Genomic DNA, 18,028 nt, shown 5'->3' on the forward strand with positions numbered 1-18,028 from the left:
AAATTCAAAGGAAGGAGTAGTAAGTATGCTAGAAAGTATGTTGATTTATTTGCCTCTTGGTGTTATTGCTGGTGTGATGGCTGGGTTATTAGGGTTAGGCGGAGGGTTAGTCATTGTCCCTATCTTAACAATTACCCTAAAAATGGCAGGTGTGCACGAAGAAGATATTATGAAAATTGCCGTTGGAACTTCTTTTGCAACCATTTGCTTTACATCTTTAAGCTCTGTGTACGCACATAATAAAAAGCAATCCGTGATGTGGGATGTTTTGATTCGTTTTCTACCAGGGGTATTGATAGGTGTATTTGCATTAGGGTATTTTGTGAATTACTTATCTAATACGTTATTAAGCTATTTATTTTCAGCATTCGTACTCTTTTCTATCTATAACCTTGTTAAGAAGAAACCACCAGTCGTTGAAGATAAGGCTCCAAATACTCACTTTTTAACTTTATCTGGATTTGGATTCGGCATAGGTGGGATTTCAGCTTTAGTAGGGGTTGGCGGGGGTGCAATGACGGTTCCTTTGTTGAGCCACCTAGGGCATGAAATGAAAAAAGCAATTGGCACATCCTCTGCTGCAGGCTTTCCAATTGCTTTAGCTGGTGCGGTGAATGCCGTTTGGCATGGTTTTGATGCGCCGAATCTACCAGAGTATAGTTTTGGGTTTATTTACTTACCCGCTTTAATTGGAATAGCAATTACAAGTATGTTATTTGCGCCTATAGGCGCTAAGCTTGCTCATAAATTACCTCAGGTAGCACTTAAACGCGTATTTGCAATTTATCTAAGTATCATCTTCGTTCAAATGATTGTTTCCGCTCATTAATGAGTTTAGTATTTGATATTTAACAAAGTATGGTATTAGGTCTATTTTATCCATTTTGCCTTATATCTCCGCCCTGAAGGACGGGAATATAAGGCATAAAGGCTACGTCTCTATGCCTTTAGTATTTGTTGTTTGATATAATCTTTAATAATAGATATTAGTCGATGGCTGCTAAGCGACTTTTCTCTTTTTTTTTGCTTCAAAATCTTCACAGACTTTAGCAAGCATCGGTTTCATGTCTTCAATCATGGGGTGGGTAAAATATTTTTTCGATATTTAGGTACAATCACCTAGTTAATACTTATGTTAAAAACTCAGTGTCTACACCGCTCCAAATATCTAATTGATTATTCATATACCAAGATTCATAATGTAATTATGAAAATAAAAAAAATTACACTCAGCTTTTTTATTATATTGAATACCATGGTTGCATTTGCTGATGATTCAACACTAATCAAAGAGTTTGAAAATAAAGCACACAAAGGTAACTTACAGGCTCAATTATTTATTGCTGATTATTATTACAGGTCGGCTGATTTCAATAATGCAATCAAGTACTATGAATTAGCATCACAACAAGAAAATTCAAAAGCTCAATACGAACTTGGAATTATTTACTATATGGGGTTTGCTGGTAACGTAAATTACGTAAAGTCTAAATTTTATTTTGAATTAGCGGCTAAACAAAATAATGTAGACGCAGAAACTGCTCTTGGTATGCTGTATTACAAAGGTTTAGGGGTAGAAAAGGATTATATGAAAGCGGTAGAAATGTTTGAAAAAGCAGCTAAACAAAATCATCCCCCAGCACAAACTTATCTTGGAATCATGTACAGTAAAGGGCATGGAGTGGAACAAGATCTAATTAAAGGATTAAGCTATTATAAAACAGCTTGTATAAATGGTGATCAAACAGGATGTTATTATTATAAAAAACAGTGAATGTAAGATATAAAAAACTGCCTACGCTCAAATATTATCAAGCAGGCAAACATTTTGTCTCTCTAGTCCTTATAGCATTAACCTTAACTCATCAAGCCTGAAATAAGCCGAATCAAGTGGAATTAGAGAAAATAAAGACTAGCTATAGAGGCGTATTTATTCGCTCTGAGTATGTGGAGGTTAGACAAAAATGGTTAGTCGTTAAAAGTGACCAAGTCTACAGTCAAATACGCTTTTAAACTATTTAGGCATATCTCAGTGATTCAGACTCGTGCAAATAATGCAATGACACAGTAGTTTATAAAGCTAGCTAAGGAAATTCAGGTGATCTTAAAAATACTTGGAGAAGATTACTAGTGATGTACTAAGTTTCGTCAAATTGGTTAAGAAAAACATACTATTTTATCTTGGGTGACACGACTAGAATAGTTGCGTAGTAAAAATGATTTAACATATAAATATCAGCTGTTTGTGTGAGTTAATTACCAGGTAAATTTCACATCAATGATTTATTAATGCCAAATACCGAGTTTAACATAAGTTCATTTTAAATGCGTTGAATGCGGATATTGCATTAGCTATCAATATATTAATAAGAGGAGTCACCAGAAAGAAACCATCGAAACTAGGTCGCAATGAACTAACCACAGTAGGTATCCGCTTAATTTAGGGGGAATATTACGTAATGTTATCTACTGAGCTGCCAGTAGATAACATTTTAATAGAACAGCTAATTTTGACTAACTAGCCTTCAATTTTATTAAATAATTTTGCAAGTTCATCGATTTTGCTTAAAGTCTCATTGATAAGATGATCGATCTCTTGCGTGACATCTTTTGATGTATTCGCTAGGCTCCTAACTTCATCGGCAACCACTGCAAACCCCCTTCCTAAATCACCAGCCCTTGCAGCCTCAATAGCAGCATTAAGCGCTAATAAATTAGTTTGATCAGAAATGCGTTTAATATTACCTACCATCTGGCTAATTTGTTTGCTGACACCAACCACACTATCCATTGAATCTCGTGTACGAATGATGGTTTCCTTTCTATCACTAATATCAATACCAAAATACACATATTGTGTGATTTCATTTTTAAAGTTTCTTAATGCACAAAGACGACCATCAACACTTAGAGAATCTTTAGAACCTATGAAATCTTGTTTAAGTGATACTGCCCCTTCACTATTTAATTGATTCTCATGAGATTTAGAGGCATTTTTTAACTGGCTTATTAATGTTTCTAATTTAATATCATGTAATTTCAATCGCTCTTCTAATAGAGGGTTGATGCTTTTGAGTTTAAAATCGTTTTCAAATTCAGCTATGAAAAGTGACTCGCTGATTGCTCCTAGTTTTCGTGTGAAGTCTAAAGCCATTTGTTTTACTTGCGTAATATTAGCTTGTACAGAGATAAAGCGTTTTAATTGCTTATTTTCTAAAATAGGTGTAATAGAAAGTGAAACCCAATATGGCTCGCCTGATTTACTGTAGTTTAGTATTTCATCATAAAAATCTTCACGTCTACTGAGTGACTGACGTATGCGTTCAATTGTTTGGGTATCTGTTTCCGGTCCTTGTAAAAATTCACCAGGTTTTTTTCCTTTAATTTCAGTAAATTTATACCCAGTTAGCCGTTCAAAACCGGTATTGACATACTCAATTATCCCATCAGCATCAGTAATGATAACTGCATTATTTGTTTCATTTGCAACTAATGATAACATCTCTCTTTCTTTACGTTTCACCACTTCTTCTGTAACATCTTTAATGAAAGCAGTGTATAAAATTCCTTCATCCACACGAATTTTTGATAACGATAACTGCCCCCAAACTACTTGACCATCTTTTCTTTCAATTTTTATTTCACGTGTTGTACCCACTATTTTATCTTTACCAGTTGTCCGGTTGCTGTTCACAAAATTATCATGAGAAGATTGAATTTCTCTTGGTACAAGCATTTTGACATTTTGTCCCATCACTTCTTGTCTTGTATAACCAAATAGTTCTTCGGCAGCTTTATTAAATAGTGTGACACAGTTATTGGTATCAATACAGACAACGGCATCAATCGCTTGTTCAAGTGTCTGTTGCATGATCTCTCGTTCACGGCGCTCAGCGGTGACTTCACGAACAAAGGCAGTATAGTGTTTTTCAAACCCTACTTTAATTTGAGATAAGGCGAGTTGTACCCAAATGCGTTTTCCATCTTTGCGTTGTAGTTGTACTTCTCTAGAACGACCTACTATCTTATCAATATTTGTTTGGCGATGGTGGTTTACATAGCTATCATGATTATTTCTAATTTCTTGAGGTACTAAGATAGAAACATTTTTACCAAGCACTTCTCTGCTGCTGTACCCCCATAATTTTTCTGCAGCTTTATTAAAAAACGTAACATTATTCTTAGTATCAATAGTAATAACAGCCAAAATACTTTGTTCGAGTGCTTGTCTATCCATATTTTTGTTAAAAAACATTGTATTAGCTCCAAGAGTGGGTTGTTTTGATTGTATTGTTCAGTTTTGTAATAAGTAGAAATATACAGTAATATAATGAATTGAGCTAGCTTTTAATATTTAATGTGCGTATTTAAATTATAGATGCCCATTAACAGAAGCAGTATAATATCAGATGACTTGTATCAAACTAGTGCTAATTCTAGCTAAAACCATGCAATCGAGAGTGTTGCACAACTACGCCTCAGTCAAGTAAAGGAGACACTGAATAGATGGAACTTTCAAAAATCTAGATTAAACCTATCTCTGCTTTATGCATAAAAGTGAGCGGGGAGTTTAGACTTGAACTGAGTGGTAAAATGGCCTTAAGTAAGGGTTATTTGATAGTAGTACCCTAAAGTGCAGGGGCAGATGTATGGCTATTTCGATTATAATTTAAATTAAATCAATCCCTTATATTTTATGGCGTTGGTTGTGATAACCGTGCCTATACTGTAGGTATGTACGATATATTAAACCTGGATTACAGCTTATTAGATTACTCTGCATATACCCTGTCAGCTAGTGTGAAGAGGCCAAAAAACTAGTGGATAGATTGTTTTTCGCATAGCAAAAATCAGAATATAGGGAAGCTATTGCTTTAATAGGGCTGAAGCACATCAAAAATCAATATTATTTTGATGATGAGTATAGTGTGATATTCAATAGCCCCAAGATATTTAAATTGATTTGTATTGAATATAAAGGTAAAAAATCGTTCTTTGCCAAGAGTGTATCAATCACAAACAACTTTTATTTTGTCATCATAAATATTTTATTTTTAATTGAAGTGGTCGATTAAACTTTTTAATCAACCACTTGTTGTTATTTGGCAATATCTACCAATTCTAGGTGATATACTATAGCTGAGTTTTCAAACAAACCGACAGGCATTGTTTCGCCAGCAAAGCGGCGAGACGCAGGGCCAACCATCCGCCACTTTTCACCTTTACTCATTCTTATGACAGCATCTTGAATCACACTTGGTAATTCGCTAACTTTAATTTGATTAAAAATATTCTCATTAATAACTGAACCATCAGTTCTTAATTCTTTTAAATCAAGCGTTATGACAGAGTCTTTGGTTGCTCTTATGCCGCTACCAGGTCTCATAATTCTGTAATAATTACCATTTTCTAAAGGATAGGTGCCTCTTGATTTTTTGAAACTATCTATATATGAAGCATCGCCTTTTAAGGCTGTGTTTTCAATTTGAGACACCGTTTTATTCAGAGATTGAACTATTTTTTGAGCTTCAACAGGATCAATTTTCATTTGTGATTCTATCGCATCAGCAAGACCTGCAAGAATAAAATCTGAATTTAAATTTTTACCCGCTTGTATCTGTTTTTGACGGATAGAGTTAAACTGTTCTGCAAGTAGTATGCCTGTTGCATACGCCTGTTGTTCCATTTCATTTTTAGGAGATAAGTTACCACTTACTGCAACACGTGTGCCTCCTATCTCCGTTTTACTATTCTCTAATTCTTTAATTTTTTGCTCTAGGGCTTGAATCTGTTTTTCTGATTCACTTAAAGCTGTTTGAATAGCCGCATCAGCTTGATTAGACGAACCAGTTGTTTCCTTAGAAAGTTTCGATTGTTCTGCTAACTGTTTTTTAGCAATATCAAGCTCAGCATTTAAATCATTAAGTTGAGTTGTATACTCTTTTTGTGCACTATCAGCTAATTTTTGTGCCTCTATTTGCGCAGCGATAGCTGAACTTAATTGTGATTGAAGATTTTGGATCTCTGATGTGCTATTTTGAGATTGCTTTAAGAGATCTTCTTTTTCTTTTTCAGCTTTAAGTTGTTCCTCTTTTGCTATAGCAAGTTCTTTTTTTAAATTATTTTTAACTTGCTCCATTTCCTTTAAGCGCGCGTCAGAGTCAGCGCTGTTAGCTGCTTTTAATGTTTCAATTTCAGATTTTTGGGTTGCTTGTAGTTTAATCAGATTATCATAAGCAGTCTGAATCTTATTCACGTCATCTATACTTTTAGCTAAAGCTGTTTCATTTGCTTTTAATTGTTCTGTAAGAGATGCCTTTTCTTGTTTTAAATTACCCTCTAGTTTAGCTAAAGTTTCTGTCAGCTTTTTAATTTCATTATCTTTATCTTGAATTTTCGCACTATTTTTTGCATTTTGTTCATTTGCTTCAGATTTTAGGCGAGTTAACTCAGTTTCTAATTGTTCAGTTTCAGCTAGTCGTTTTTGTAATTGATTAATGTTTTCTTGATTATTTTTTTCTTGAATTCCTTTCTCAGCAGCAAGCTGATTTAATTGTGTTTCGAGTGCTTTTTTGGCTGATTCAGCAGATTCGATTTGTTTTTGTAATTTAGTTAATGATTCATCTTTAATTAGATTTGTATCATTAAGCTTTTTCTTTTGTTCATCTAGCGCTTTATTCTGGGCTATTAGCTCAGCATTAGCTTTCGCAAGAGAGGCTTCAAGTTCAGCAATTTTAGTTTTCGAGGCTTCTTGAGCCGTTAAGTCGTTAGCGTCAGGCTGCGCCTTTTTTGCTTCTGCAAGCATAGTTTTCAGGGACGTTAACTCATTGTTGAGAGTGCTTTGATTTTTTAAACCTTCTTCAAGAGCATTTTGTGCTGCTAGTTTTGCTTCATTTGCTAATTCTATTTGCGATTGATAATCAGCTAATTTAGCTTGTTGAGATTGTAGCTCTTTATTTGCTTCTTTGAGCTTTTCCTCAGCGAGTAATTTATCATCATTCGCTTTTGTTTCAGCTTTTGCTAGAAGTTCACGTATCAACGATAACTCTTCTTGAAGCTTAGCTGTTTGAGTATTATTTTTAGATTCACTCAGTTTTATCTGCTCTAATAACCGATTTTTCTCTTCGGTATTGTCAGCTAATGCTTGCTTAGTTTTTGCTAATTCTGCTTCAGTTTTAGATAGCGCATCAGTGAGTGATTGTTGATTTTGGGTGAGTCCTATTTTTTGGCTATCAATTAGAGCCGTTTTTTCTTTTAACTCATTTTCTAGGGATTTAATCATTTGAGAGGAGTTAGCGGCTTGTTGTTCTAGATCGTTTAATTTCTTCTCATTATCAGCCAGCGCTTTTGCAGAAGCGATTTCTTGTTCTTTCAGTTTTTGGGTCAAGGCTGTAATTTCATTTTGTTTTTCAGCTTGAGTATTTTTTATTAATTGAGTTTGCTTTTCTAACTCTGCATTGGTTTTTTCAGCTCGAAGTTCAGCTTCCTTTAACTGGTTTTGTAGTTGTGTTAAAGCTGATGCTTTAATATCAGCCTCTTGTATTTGTTTTTTTAAAGCAAGCTCATTTTGTTCAATCTGATTTTTAAGTGACTTTTCGGCATCCGCAATTTGTTTTTTTAACGCTTCAATTTGGGCAGCTCGTTCTTGCCCTAATGCTTCTGCATTTTGAGCTCTAGCAATAGCATCTTGTATGGTTTTCTCAAAAGATGCTTTATTTTCTTCAGCTTGTTTAGCAGCTAATGTTGCTTCTTCTTGTGCTTTAATTAATTTTTGGTTAAGTTCATCAATTGTTTTTTGACGACTATCATCTGAACTTTGTGCTGCTTGAGTTAAGTTTTCTATTGTCTTATTTTGTTCAGTAAGATTTTTTTCAGCCTTTGCTAAGGCCTCTTCAAGTGCTTTAAGTGCCTGTTTGCTTTCCTCTTCAGAAGTTTGTGCCACTTGTGCTAATTTAGCATTGTTTTCTTTTTGTTCAGAGGCAAGTTTTTCACTAGCAGCAAGTTCATCAGTTAAGGTTTTTATTTTCTGTTGTAATTCATTATCGGTTTGTTTCGATTGATTGAGTGCGTTTTTTTGTGCTTCAGCCTCTTTTTTTGCAGCATCTAAAGCTTGTTTGAGATCATCGATTACTTTTTGTTGATTTTGAGCAACAGAAGCTTGCTCTTTTTCGATTTCAGCGCGGGATTTAAGTTGGTTTTCTAACGCTGATTTCGCATCGCTTAATTGCTGTTGCAACGCTTGGATTTCTTTTTGTTGCGTTTCTTTTGCTGTTTTAAGTTCTTCAGCTCTTAGATTAGCTTCTTTATTAAGCTTATCTGTGAGTTCAAGTTGTGTTTTAAGTTCAGCATTTAAAGCATCAATTTTTGATTGGCGTTCAAGGTCCGACGCTTTTGATGTTTTTGTCAATTCATCAATCGCTTTTTGTTGTTCTTGCGCTTTTTGTTCTGAAGCGGCAAGCTCTTTCCTAAGGATATCTAGCTCAGCGGTTTGTTTTATGAGCTGTGCTTTTGATGCGTCATCAGTTTGGCTTTCTTTAGGCTGCGCTGTTTGTTGATTAGGATTCTCAATCCTAATTGTTATACTCTCATCAGGGAGCTCAGATGAATTATTACCTGATGGTGCAAGTCCAACTGATTGTAAAATAGCAGCTGCCTTTTCTTCTTCGGTTAATGTTTTGTTTTGTATAGGAGGATTGTTAGTTTGCTCTAATGGTTTTTCAGGTTCAGTAACTGGTTTTTTAGTTTCAGCAGCTGGCTTGTTGGTTGCTGGTTGTGCTTTAGGCTTACTTGCAGGTTTAGCTGTTTGATTTTTTTTCGCTGCTGGTTTTGGTGCTGGGCGCTCTGGCTCTGGTGGGGCAGGTGGTATATCAATTGTTTGGATTTCATCTAGCCAATTATTTTGAGGTGAGCTTAGCAAGTCATTAACATTGTTAATTGGTTGCGTTGAAGTATTAGCCTGTGAATGATTAGGATATAGATTCAATGATAAAGCAGTAATGACGATCAAGGTAATTTTACTTATTGAAAGTGGATTAATCAAAGAAAATCGAGACATAGCAGAAAATTTACGGTTCAATGTTTTTATATCATCATTAACTAAAGCAAGTATCTGTTTGTTCATGTTTATTTTATCATTTTTAGTGTAAGATAAATTTTAAGGCTAAAATAAAGCTAAAGCCATGTGCAGGCTAACTAGATAAAGTGAGTAGTTTGCCTAAAATTGCATCTACAATTGATGTCAATGTGGATTTGTACCTAGCATAGTGCTAAGTATATCATCATTTTTCAGCCAAAAATGTTGGCTTGATAACTGGTACCTTAGCATAAACTTAGAAAAATACTTCAAATCTATAATTAGCTTTGCTTTATACCTATTAATATCGATTGCTTATTAGATATAGTAAAATTTTATTGTGTTTTTGTAGTATAGTGTATCTCGAACCGAACAATAATTAAATAGGCGCGTGCTTTTAGCCGCACTTTTTAAACGTTTTTTTGAAAAAAAAGTTATAATACTGTTTTATTAGATAAGATTTAAGTTGAAATACCTAAGTGATAAATAGCTCAAAGTAGATTATTTTTATCTGGTGTGCCGTAAACCTCGCCCTTTAGGGTGGAGAGGATGTCAACAATTATAAAGAGAGTGATTAGATAGTCCCATGACTGATTTTACGAAAGATAATGAACTGAATCAACCAATTGACGCAATTGAGTTGTCTGAAGATGGTGTTGAGCGCCTCCCTTTGTCCGTATTTACTGAAAATGCGTATTTAAATTACTCGATGTATGTAATTATGGATAGAGCATTACCTTATATAGGAGATGGCTTGAAGCCAGTACAGCGTCGAATTATATACGCAATGTCTGAACTTGGTTTGAATGCAGCTGCAAAATATAAAAAATCAGCTAGGACTGTTGGTGATGTGCTAGGGAAGTATCATCCACATGGCGATACGGCTTGCTATGAGGCTATGGTGTTAATGGCCCAACCTTTTTCATACCGTTACCCTTTAGTAGATGGACAAGGCAATTGGGGAGCGCCTGATGATCCTAAATCATTCGCGGCAATGCGTTATACTGAGTCTAGGTTATCTAAATATGCGGATTTATTATTAAGTGAACTTGGCCAAGGTACCGTAGATTGGCAGCCTAATTTTGATGGTTCTCTTGATGAACCTCGTACTCTCCCTTCTAGACTACCTAATATATTATTGAATGGTACTACGGGCATTGCTGTTGGTATGGCAACGGATATCCCCCCACATAATTTAAAAGAAGTCACGCAAGCGGCTATTTATTTACTTGATAATCCAACAGCATCGCTAGATAAAGTGATTGATTTTGTTCAAGCCCCTGATTATCCAACAGATGCTGAAATTATTACCCCACGGGCAGAGATAAGAAAAATTTATGAATCGGGTAAAGGATCAATTCGCTTAAGGGCAAAATGGCATAAAGAAGATGGTTGTGCGATTGTTACAGGATTACCGCATCAAGTTTCGGGTGCTAAAGTACTTGAACAAATTGCATCACAAATGAATGCAAAAAAATTACCATTAGTAGAAGATTTAAGAGATGAATCAGATCATGAACACCCTACTCGATTAGTAATCGTTCCGAGATCTAATCGAGTTGATCTTGATAATGTCATGCAGCATTTATTTGCGACTACAGATTTAGAGCGCAGTTATCGTGTCAATATGAATATGATAGGGTTAGATAATCGCCCTGCTGTGAAAGGATTAATCACTATTTTAAATGAATGGTTGATTTTTAGACGTGAGACAGTGCGTAGTCGATTACAACATAGACTGAATAAGGTACTGCAACGACTACATATCTTAGATGCATTGCTGATTGCATTTTTAAATATTGATGAGGTGATTCACATCATCCGCACAGAAGATGAACCTAAAGCCGTTTTAATTGCAAGGTTTGATTTAAGTGAAATCCAAGCAGAAGCTATTTTAGAAATTCGTTTACGCCACTTGATGAAATTAGAAGAAATTAAAATTCGTGGTGAACAAGCTGAACTAACAGCTGAAAAAGCTGAACTAGAGCGAATTTTAGGAAGTGAAACTGAATTAAGTTTACTTATCAAAAAAGAACTTCAACAAGATAGTAAAAAATATGGCGATGAAAGACGTTCGCCTATTGTTGAACGTGAAGAGGCAAAAGCTTTTAGTGAAACAGAGCTCACCCCCGTAGAATCAGTAACCGTTGTATTATCTGAAATGGGCTGGATTCGTAGTGCCAAAGGGCATGATATCGATCCAACTGCGCTGAGTTATCGAGCTGGTGATCAATTTATGCATGCTGCTCGTGGTAAAAGCAATCAACCAGCAGTATTGCTTGATAGTTCAGGAAGAAGTTATGCACTAGATGTCAATGGTTTACCTTCCGCTCGCAGCCAAGGAGAACCGGTTACAGGTAAAATCAATCTTCCAGAAGGAGCGAAAGTTGAACAGCTGCTAATGGCGAATGAAGATCAAAAATTTGTTCTTGCTTCAGATGCAGGTTATGGATTTATTTGTAGCTTCTCTGATTTTGTCACAAGAACCAAAAATGGCAAACACTTAATTTCTTTACCTGAAAATGCCAAAGTTTTGCCGCCAATTTTGATTGAAAACTCAGAGCACTTGTTATTAGCAATTACAAAAGCTGGGCGAATGTTATTATTTCCTGTTTCTCAGCTACCTGAATTGTCTAAAGGTAAAGGAAATCAAATTATTAGTATCAATTCTACAGCTGCTAAATCAGGTGAAGATGGTTTACTCTATCTATACTTAGTACCGGATGGAACGGAATTAACATTCCATATTGGAAAACGGAAGGTCATTATGCGCCAAGCAGATTTGCTTAAATATCAGTCTGATAGAGGTAAGAAAGGAACCGCTTTGCCAAGAGGCGTTCATCCTTTTGAGGCATTAGAAGTACATATTCCTCAATCCCTTTTTGAATAGAGCTAGGTCGGTTTAAGATAGGAGAGTTCATGTTATTTGTCTTACGTTTTATCATCACTATTATATTTACGGTTGTCACTTGTACTGTTGCTATTTTGTATTGTTTGATGACACCTAAAAGCCTGAACCATGTTTCTAAAATTGCAAGATATTTTAGACATTTAGCGCCGTATTATGGAATTAAAGTGATTGCTCGATATCAAGATGAACAAACTATCCCTAAGCAATCGGTCTATATTGCAAACCACCAAAATAATTTTGATTTAGTGACAGCAGCGAGTCTAGTTCGTCCAGGCACGGTAACTGTAGGTAAAAAAAGTTTAAAATGGATTCCTCTATGGGGGCAACTATATTGGCTTTCAGGTAATATTTTGATTGACCGAAATAATCGAGCTAAATCACATCAAACGATTCTTCAAATTGTAGAACATATGAAGCGCAAGCCTATCTCAATCTGGATGTTTCCTGAAGGTACGCGTAGTCGAGGACGAGGACTTTTACCCTTTAAAGTTGGTGCATTTCATACTGCTATTGCAGCTAGAGTACCAGTTATTCCACTATGTGTTTCTAATACTTGTAGAGGGAAAATAAAACTCAATCGTTGGAATAATGGTTATGTGATTGTAGAAATGCTCCCTCCTATTGATATAGAACCTTATGTACAAATGAGCAATCCTAAAGAAGCGGCTCGAGCGCTCGCACTTCATTGTCACAGTGTAATGAAAGCGCGTATTGAAGAGCTTGATGCTGAAGTCGCTGCTCTAGAAACATCAATTAAACTGTAAACTAAAGGAAAAACTAGAAATGAGTATTGAAGTAACACGTAGAACCTTTCTTAAAGCTAGTTTAATTGGTACTGGAGCGGCATTATTTCCGGGTAAACTTCTTGCCCAAAAGCCAGAACAGACAAAACTCCCTATTCCACCATTAGTTGAGAGTAAACGTGGACAACCGATATTTTTAACTATGCAAGAGGTTAACCGATCTTTTATTGATAATTTAAAAACTACTGTATGGGGATTTAACGGTCTTTTTTTAGGCCCAACTGTTAGGGTAAAAAATGGCGATAATACTAAAATTATATATAGTAACCGATTAAAAGAAGCAGTTGCGATAAATATTCAAGGATTACATATACCGTCAAATTTAATGGGTGGTAGTCAGCATATGATTGAGAGTAATGCAACTTGGTCGCCCATTATTCCAATTAGGCAATATTACTCAGTCTGTGCTTATCAAGCCGTTACACCTAATTTAAATGGCATGCATATCTATAATGGCTTGACAGGGCTTTGGTATGTGGAAGATGAGTATAGTAAAGATTTTGACCTCCCTAATGAATATGGTGTAGATGATATACCACTTATTATTCAAGATATGAGGTTTAATAGCAATGGTAATATTGTTTTTGATGCAGAGCAGGAAAACGGATTTTTAGGGGATAGACTCATTGTTAATGGGGTCATTTCACCTGTCTTAGATGTGCCTAAAAAGCTGATTCGTTTAAGGTTATATAATGCATCGAATTCAAGACGATACCAAGTAAAATTATCTACAGGTGAAACTTTTTATGTAATAGGCTCCGAACAAGGCTTGCTACCTAGTCCAATTATTGTCCCCACATTTTCTCTTGCACCTGGTGAACGGCGTGAGATGATCATTGATATGAGTAATCAAAGTACTGTGTCTATTGTAGTTGGACAAGATTTAGGTATTTGGGCTCGAACTAAACGAATATTTGAGTCTAGCAACGATTTAATTTCCTCCACAGTGTTGACCCTTAATAGCATTGGAGAAAAATCACTTGTTCCCTCGGTTTTGCCTAGCACATTAGTTGCTCAGCCTGTGGTACAAGGTCAAATTATTAAAGTAAGAGAATTATTACTCAATAACGATCCTCCTGGTATTAATCATAATAAATTTGATCCTATGCGTGTTGATATGTATGCAAAAGTTGGTACATGGGAGCGCTGGATTTTAACTGCAATATTACCTCAGTCTTTTACATTACAAGGTGCTGTTTTTCTTGTTTCAAGTGTTAACGGAGCACCTCCTTTACCTGAAGATAGAGGGCTGTGCGATACTGTTTGGGTCGATGGTACAATTGAATTATTTGTTTTTTTTACACATGTATCGACCCCCCAGATTCCATTTTTGGTTGGAAGCCGTAACTTAACGTTACGTGATAGCGGCGCTTTGGCACAGTTAGTTGTAGATGCTTAAAGTTCTGTAAGGCTATCAACTGTATTCATCTTGAGTGTGAAAAGGAATATGAAAGATGTTGACTTTGCCTAGTGATATTAAAGACATTTAAAAAAGTTAGCTATGCTTGGCCATGTCTATTTTTGAATTATCAGCTTTAAGCCATCTTTGCTATTAGTTGAGACCTATCTGCCATTTATTTATCGACTTTTGTTCTTGGTTAAGTACCTTAATTAGTTGATTAAGGTATGAGTGCAAGTAGGCATTTAAAGGGATTTAAATATTTTAGATAGTGCATTAAAGTTAATATCTAATGTAAATATAAACAGTCGACTTACTTAAATAAAATGGCATCACTCTAATCTTGATTAGTTAATAACTTGGCATAATACAAATTTAAATAAGCCATTGATGAAAAGGCTTAATAGCTAAAAGATTGAATTTATATAAACTTTTTTAGTGTGAGAATATGAACTTATCTCTGGAATTATATACGAATGTTGTCGTCATTTTGCTGTGTGTGTGTGCAGTATGTATTATTGGCTTGTTTTGGTTGATGTTTAAAAGCCAAAAAGCTAAAAATGAAAATAGATTTCTGATGCAAAGTGTTGATGGACTGCAGCATCAAATTGATCTATTACTTGCAGATAAACAATTTCTCGAAAGTGAACTTAAAACGTGTAGGCAACAGCTAGAGACTAAAAGCCAGCAATTAATGGAACAATCGGCAAGTTGGCACTCAGAAAGATTAACGTTCACTCATCAAATTGCGCAATATGATAAGCAACTTGCAGAAAACCGCTTTGAGATAAAAACGCTAGAACAACGCTGGCAAGATTTTGAACACAATACTCAGGAACGTCTTCAATTTTTTCAAGAAAATGAAATTCGTATAACAAATCAATTTGAGAGTTTAGCGAAGAAAATTGTGCAAGCCTCACAAACAGAACTTGCGACCCAAAGCGCCCAAGGGTTGCTCCACATTGTCGGTCCCCTTAAAGAACAAATTAATCAATTTCGTCAACAACTTAATGAAGGGTTATCCAGTGAAGCGAAAGAACGCCATACACTTAAACATGAAATAGTTCAACTACAATCACTTAACCAACAACTTGCTAAAGAAGCCATTAATTTAACTAAAGCGCTTAAAAGTGACAATAAAATTCAGGGTAACTGGGGAGAGATGATCTTAACTAAGTTACTTGAAGCGGTTGGATTTCAAGAAGGGCGAGAGTTCAATACGCAATGTAGCTTTATAGATGAGGATAATAACCGATGGATGCCAGATGTTATTATTAATTTACCGGAAGGTAGACAAGTTATTATTGATGCGAAAGTCTCACTCGTGGCCTATGAGCGATACCATAGTGCTGAAAATGAAATTCAAATGCAAATTGCAACTAATGAGTTAATCTTATCAATACGCCAGCATATGAAAGGATTGAGTCAAAAGCATTATTCTGCATTAAGTGGTATTAATACACTAGATTATGTACTGATGTTTATCCCTATTGAGCCTGCTTTTATGATAGCGATTAATGCTGAAGAGAATTTATTGAGTGAGTCACAAAAACAAAATATTATCTTAGTCAGCCCTAGCACATTACTTGCAGCCTTAAGGACTATACAACAACTCTGGCGTAGCGAGTATAAGAATCAAAATGCAACGCTTATTGCTCAAAGAGCAAGTAAACTTTATGATAAATTTAGATTATTTCTAGATGATCTTCTTGCTATTGGGCAGCAATTGAATAAAACAGAACAAAGCTATCAAGCTGCAATTAATAAGCTTACATCAGGGCGTGGTAATATTATCAAGCAAGTTGAAAGTTTTCGTGAATTAGGGGTAGATGTGAAAAAAAATATCACTGATAATTGGTTACAAGATAAAGATGGGTATACTGAAAGTGAAGATGATGAGAGTATTGACGATTTAAACCTGTAGCTTTCTGTGAAGGATATAAGGGTACCAATTTTATAGTTTGAAAATCGATTACGATTAAAATATAGAAAGGGTATTTATTGAGGTATAAGTCGGGATTGTAACTAGTATAAATTCGTGCTTTAATTTAAACAGCTGTAACATAATTTAAAATAAATTAATATCACTGCTTAGGAGAATCGAGATGAAAAAAGTTGGGTTTGTAGGTTGGCGTGGAATGGTCGGCTCAGTATTAATGCAACGTATGATTGAAGAAAAGGATTTTTCACTCATCACACCTACATTTTTTTCAACATCACAAACAGGCCAGGCAGCTCCTCCTTTTGCTGGACCTAATGCTGGAACATTAGAAGATGCAAATAACCTAGATGCATTAGCCGCACAGGATATTATTATTACATGCCAAGGTGGCGATTATACAAGTGAGATCTACCCAGCATTAAGAGCTCGTGGTTGGAATGGGTATTGGATAGATGCTGCATCTACCCTCAGAATGAAAGACGATGCGATCATTATCTTAGATCCTGTTAATCAAAAAGTAATTGATGATGGTTTAAATAAGGGAATAAAAACATTCGCAGGTGGTAACTGTACAGTCAGTCTAATGTTGATGGCGCTAGGTGGTCTATTTACACATGATTTGGTTGAATGGGCCGCGGTCTCTACTTACCAGGCTGCTTCTGGTGGCGGCGCTAAGCATATGCGTGAGCTTTTAAATCAAATGGGAATATTAGAACAATCTGTTGCAAATGAGCTAGCCTCTCCAGCCTCAGCAATTTTAGATATTGAACGTAAAGTGACATCTACAATGCGAGATGGTTCTTTACCTGTCGATAATTTCGGTGTTCCGCTTGCAGGTAGTTTAATCCCATGGATTGATACTCAATTAGACAATGGACAATCAAGAGAAGAGTGGAAAGGCCAAGCTGAGACCAATAAGATTTTATCAACCAACCAATTAATCCCGATTGATGGGTTGTGTGTCAGGATTGGCGCACTACGTTGTCATAGTCAATCATTTACTTTGAAACTAAAACGCGATATCCCGCTGACAGAAGTAGAAACGTTATTGGCATCACATAATGAATGGGTGAAAGTCATACCTAATGATCGTGAAATTACAATGTGTGAATTAACGCCAGCTGCGGTCACAGGCACATTAACTACACCAGTTGGACGCTTGCGTAAACTTAATATGGGACCTGAGTATTTATCTGCTTTCACTGTTGGTGATCAGTTACTTTGGGGAGCTGCTGAGCCTTTAAGAAGAATGCTCAGAATTCTTATTTAACATCCTCCCCTCCCTAAAGGAGGGGTAGCGTCAAATAAAGATGCACGAAGAACAGGTTAGCTAATGTAATGTATATGAGTGACACATCAAAAGGTGTAACAAAAGTTGGTTTCGTTGGAACAAACTTAGAAGGTTCAATCACCATAATGCATATTAAAGTGGAAATGATACTTGGAAGTCACTTAATGGGAATGCACACGATAAAGTTATGAATATAAATAATTTGGCAGGATAAATTATAAAATGAAATATTATGCTAAAGTTTTATCAGTAAATAATCATATTTAAGATTAAATTATTTTGTTTTGTTTTGAGTAATATCCTATAAATGAAGGTGAGGTTTATTTACTGGATATTAATCTTGCTTTCTTAGCTGATGAATCGCTAGAATCATCTGATTCAATTTACTTACTTCATTAATGGTTTTTTAATGGATGATAAAGTTTGTATCGATGATTTGATTTTTCAAGATGAAATTTTTAGCTGATAGAATCAGTGTGGTTTTTTATATAGTTATTCAATTAACTATATCATCAAATCCGTTATTGTATTCATTAACATGATTTTAGTGTAATAGTATCTAATTGTACGAATTGAAGTTAACGATTTAAATCTAAAATATAAGTTAGC

General features: G+C 35.4%; 9 protein-coding genes and 1 pseudogene. 7 read left to right on the top strand and 3 right to left on the bottom strand.

What is annotated here, in order from left to right:
• Positions 1-25: 25 nt before the first annotated feature.
• Positions 26-829: a sulfite exporter TauE/SafE family protein gene (locus tag BMW37_RS00640; RefSeq protein ID WP_093316658.1), complete on the top strand. Its 804-nt coding sequence runs from the start codon at positions 26-28 to the stop codon at positions 827-829.
• 378 nt (positions 830-1,207) lie between these two features.
• Complete coding sequence (locus BMW37_RS00645; protein ID WP_177168546.1) at positions 1,208-1,774, top strand: tetratricopeptide repeat protein; 567 nt, start codon at positions 1,208-1,210, stop codon at positions 1,772-1,774.
• Between the two features lie 744 nt (positions 1,775-2,518).
• On the opposite strand, the gene BMW37_RS15820 is transcribed toward BMW37_RS00645, so the two are convergent.
• The 3 genes and pseudogenes from BMW37_RS15820 to BMW37_RS00655 all read right to left on the bottom strand — a co-directional run bounded on the left by BMW37_RS15820 (position 2,519) and on the right by BMW37_RS00655 (position 9,121).
• Positions 2,519-2,791: a methyl-accepting chemotaxis protein gene (locus tag BMW37_RS15820; RefSeq protein ID WP_425441740.1), complete on the bottom strand. Its 273-nt coding sequence runs from the start codon at positions 2,789-2,791 to the stop codon at positions 2,519-2,521.
• A 372-nt stretch (positions 2,792-3,163) separates the two neighbouring features.
• Positions 3,164-4,255 (bottom strand): annotated as a pseudogene (locus BMW37_RS15825) (PAS domain-containing protein); the annotation flags it as partial.
• Positions 4,256-5,098: 843 nt separating this feature from the next.
• On the bottom strand, positions 5,099-9,121 hold the full coding sequence (locus tag BMW37_RS00655) for an FKBP-type peptidyl-prolyl cis-trans isomerase N-terminal domain-containing protein (RefSeq protein ID WP_093316668.1): 4,023 nt from the start codon (positions 9,119-9,121) through the stop codon (positions 5,099-5,101).
• 538 nt (positions 9,122-9,659) lie between these two features.
• Here BMW37_RS00655 and parC point away from each other — a divergent pair.
• From parC to asd, 5 genes are all read left to right on the top strand, one after another.
• The gene (parC, locus tag BMW37_RS00660) at positions 9,660-11,963 is read left to right on the top strand and encodes a DNA topoisomerase IV subunit A (RefSeq protein WP_093316671.1); all 2,304 of its coding nucleotides are present in this window, start codon (positions 9,660-9,662) and stop codon (positions 11,961-11,963) included.
• Positions 11,964-11,992: 29 nt separating this feature from the next.
• Positions 11,993-12,748 (top strand): 1-acylglycerol-3-phosphate O-acyltransferase, encoded by a 756-nt coding sequence (locus BMW37_RS00665; protein WP_093316673.1) that lies wholly within the window; start codon positions 11,993-11,995, stop codon positions 12,746-12,748.
• Positions 12,749-12,773: 25 nt separating this feature from the next.
• Positions 12,774-14,186 carry a multicopper oxidase domain-containing protein gene (locus BMW37_RS00670; protein WP_093316945.1) on the top strand — a complete coding sequence of 471 codons (1,413 nt, stop codon included), beginning with the start codon at positions 12,774-12,776 and terminating at the stop codon, positions 14,184-14,186.
• Positions 14,187-14,634: 448 nt separating this feature from the next.
• Positions 14,635-16,110, top strand: coding sequence for a DNA recombination protein RmuC (gene rmuC, locus BMW37_RS00675; RefSeq protein ID WP_093316676.1), 1,476 nt, complete (start codon positions 14,635-14,637; stop codon positions 16,108-16,110).
• Between the two features lie 181 nt (positions 16,111-16,291).
• Entirely contained in the window at positions 16,292-17,398 is a 1,107-nt protein-coding gene (asd, locus tag BMW37_RS00680) for an aspartate-semialdehyde dehydrogenase (RefSeq protein WP_093316678.1), read from the top strand.
• The last annotated feature ends 630 nt before the right edge of the window (positions 17,399-18,028 follow it).

Origin of the sequence: Thorsellia anophelis DSM 18579, from assembly GCF_900111395.1 — a bacterium.
GTDB lineage: Bacteria > Pseudomonadota > Gammaproteobacteria > Enterobacterales > Thorselliaceae > Thorsellia > Thorsellia anophelis.

Excerpts from the sequence above, each read along its gene's own strand:
- BMW37_RS00665 (WP_093316673.1), top strand. The coding sequence starts at position 11,993 with ATGTTATTTGTCTTACGTTTTATCATCACTATTATATTTACGGTTGTC.
- asd (WP_093316678.1), top strand. The coding sequence starts at position 16,292 with ATGAAAAAAGTTGGGTTTGTAGGTTGGCGTGGAATGGTCGGCTCAGTA.
- rmuC (WP_093316676.1), top strand. The coding sequence starts at position 14,635 with ATGAACTTATCTCTGGAATTATATACGAATGTTGTCGTCATTTTGCTG.
- BMW37_RS00640 (WP_093316658.1), top strand. The coding sequence starts at position 26 with ATGCTAGAAAGTATGTTGATTTATTTGCCTCTTGGTGTTATTGCTGGT.
- BMW37_RS15820 (WP_425441740.1), bottom strand. The coding sequence starts at position 2,791 with ATGGATAGTGTGGTTGGTGTCAGCAAACAAATTAGCCAGATGGTAGGT.
- BMW37_RS00655 (WP_093316668.1), bottom strand. The coding sequence starts at position 9,121 with ATGAACAAACAGATACTTGCTTTAGTTAATGATGATATAAAAACATTG.
- parC (WP_093316671.1), top strand. The coding sequence starts at position 9,660 with ATGACTGATTTTACGAAAGATAATGAACTGAATCAACCAATTGACGCA.
- BMW37_RS00645 (WP_177168546.1), top strand. The coding sequence starts at position 1,208 with ATGAAAATAAAAAAAATTACACTCAGCTTTTTTATTATATTGAATACC.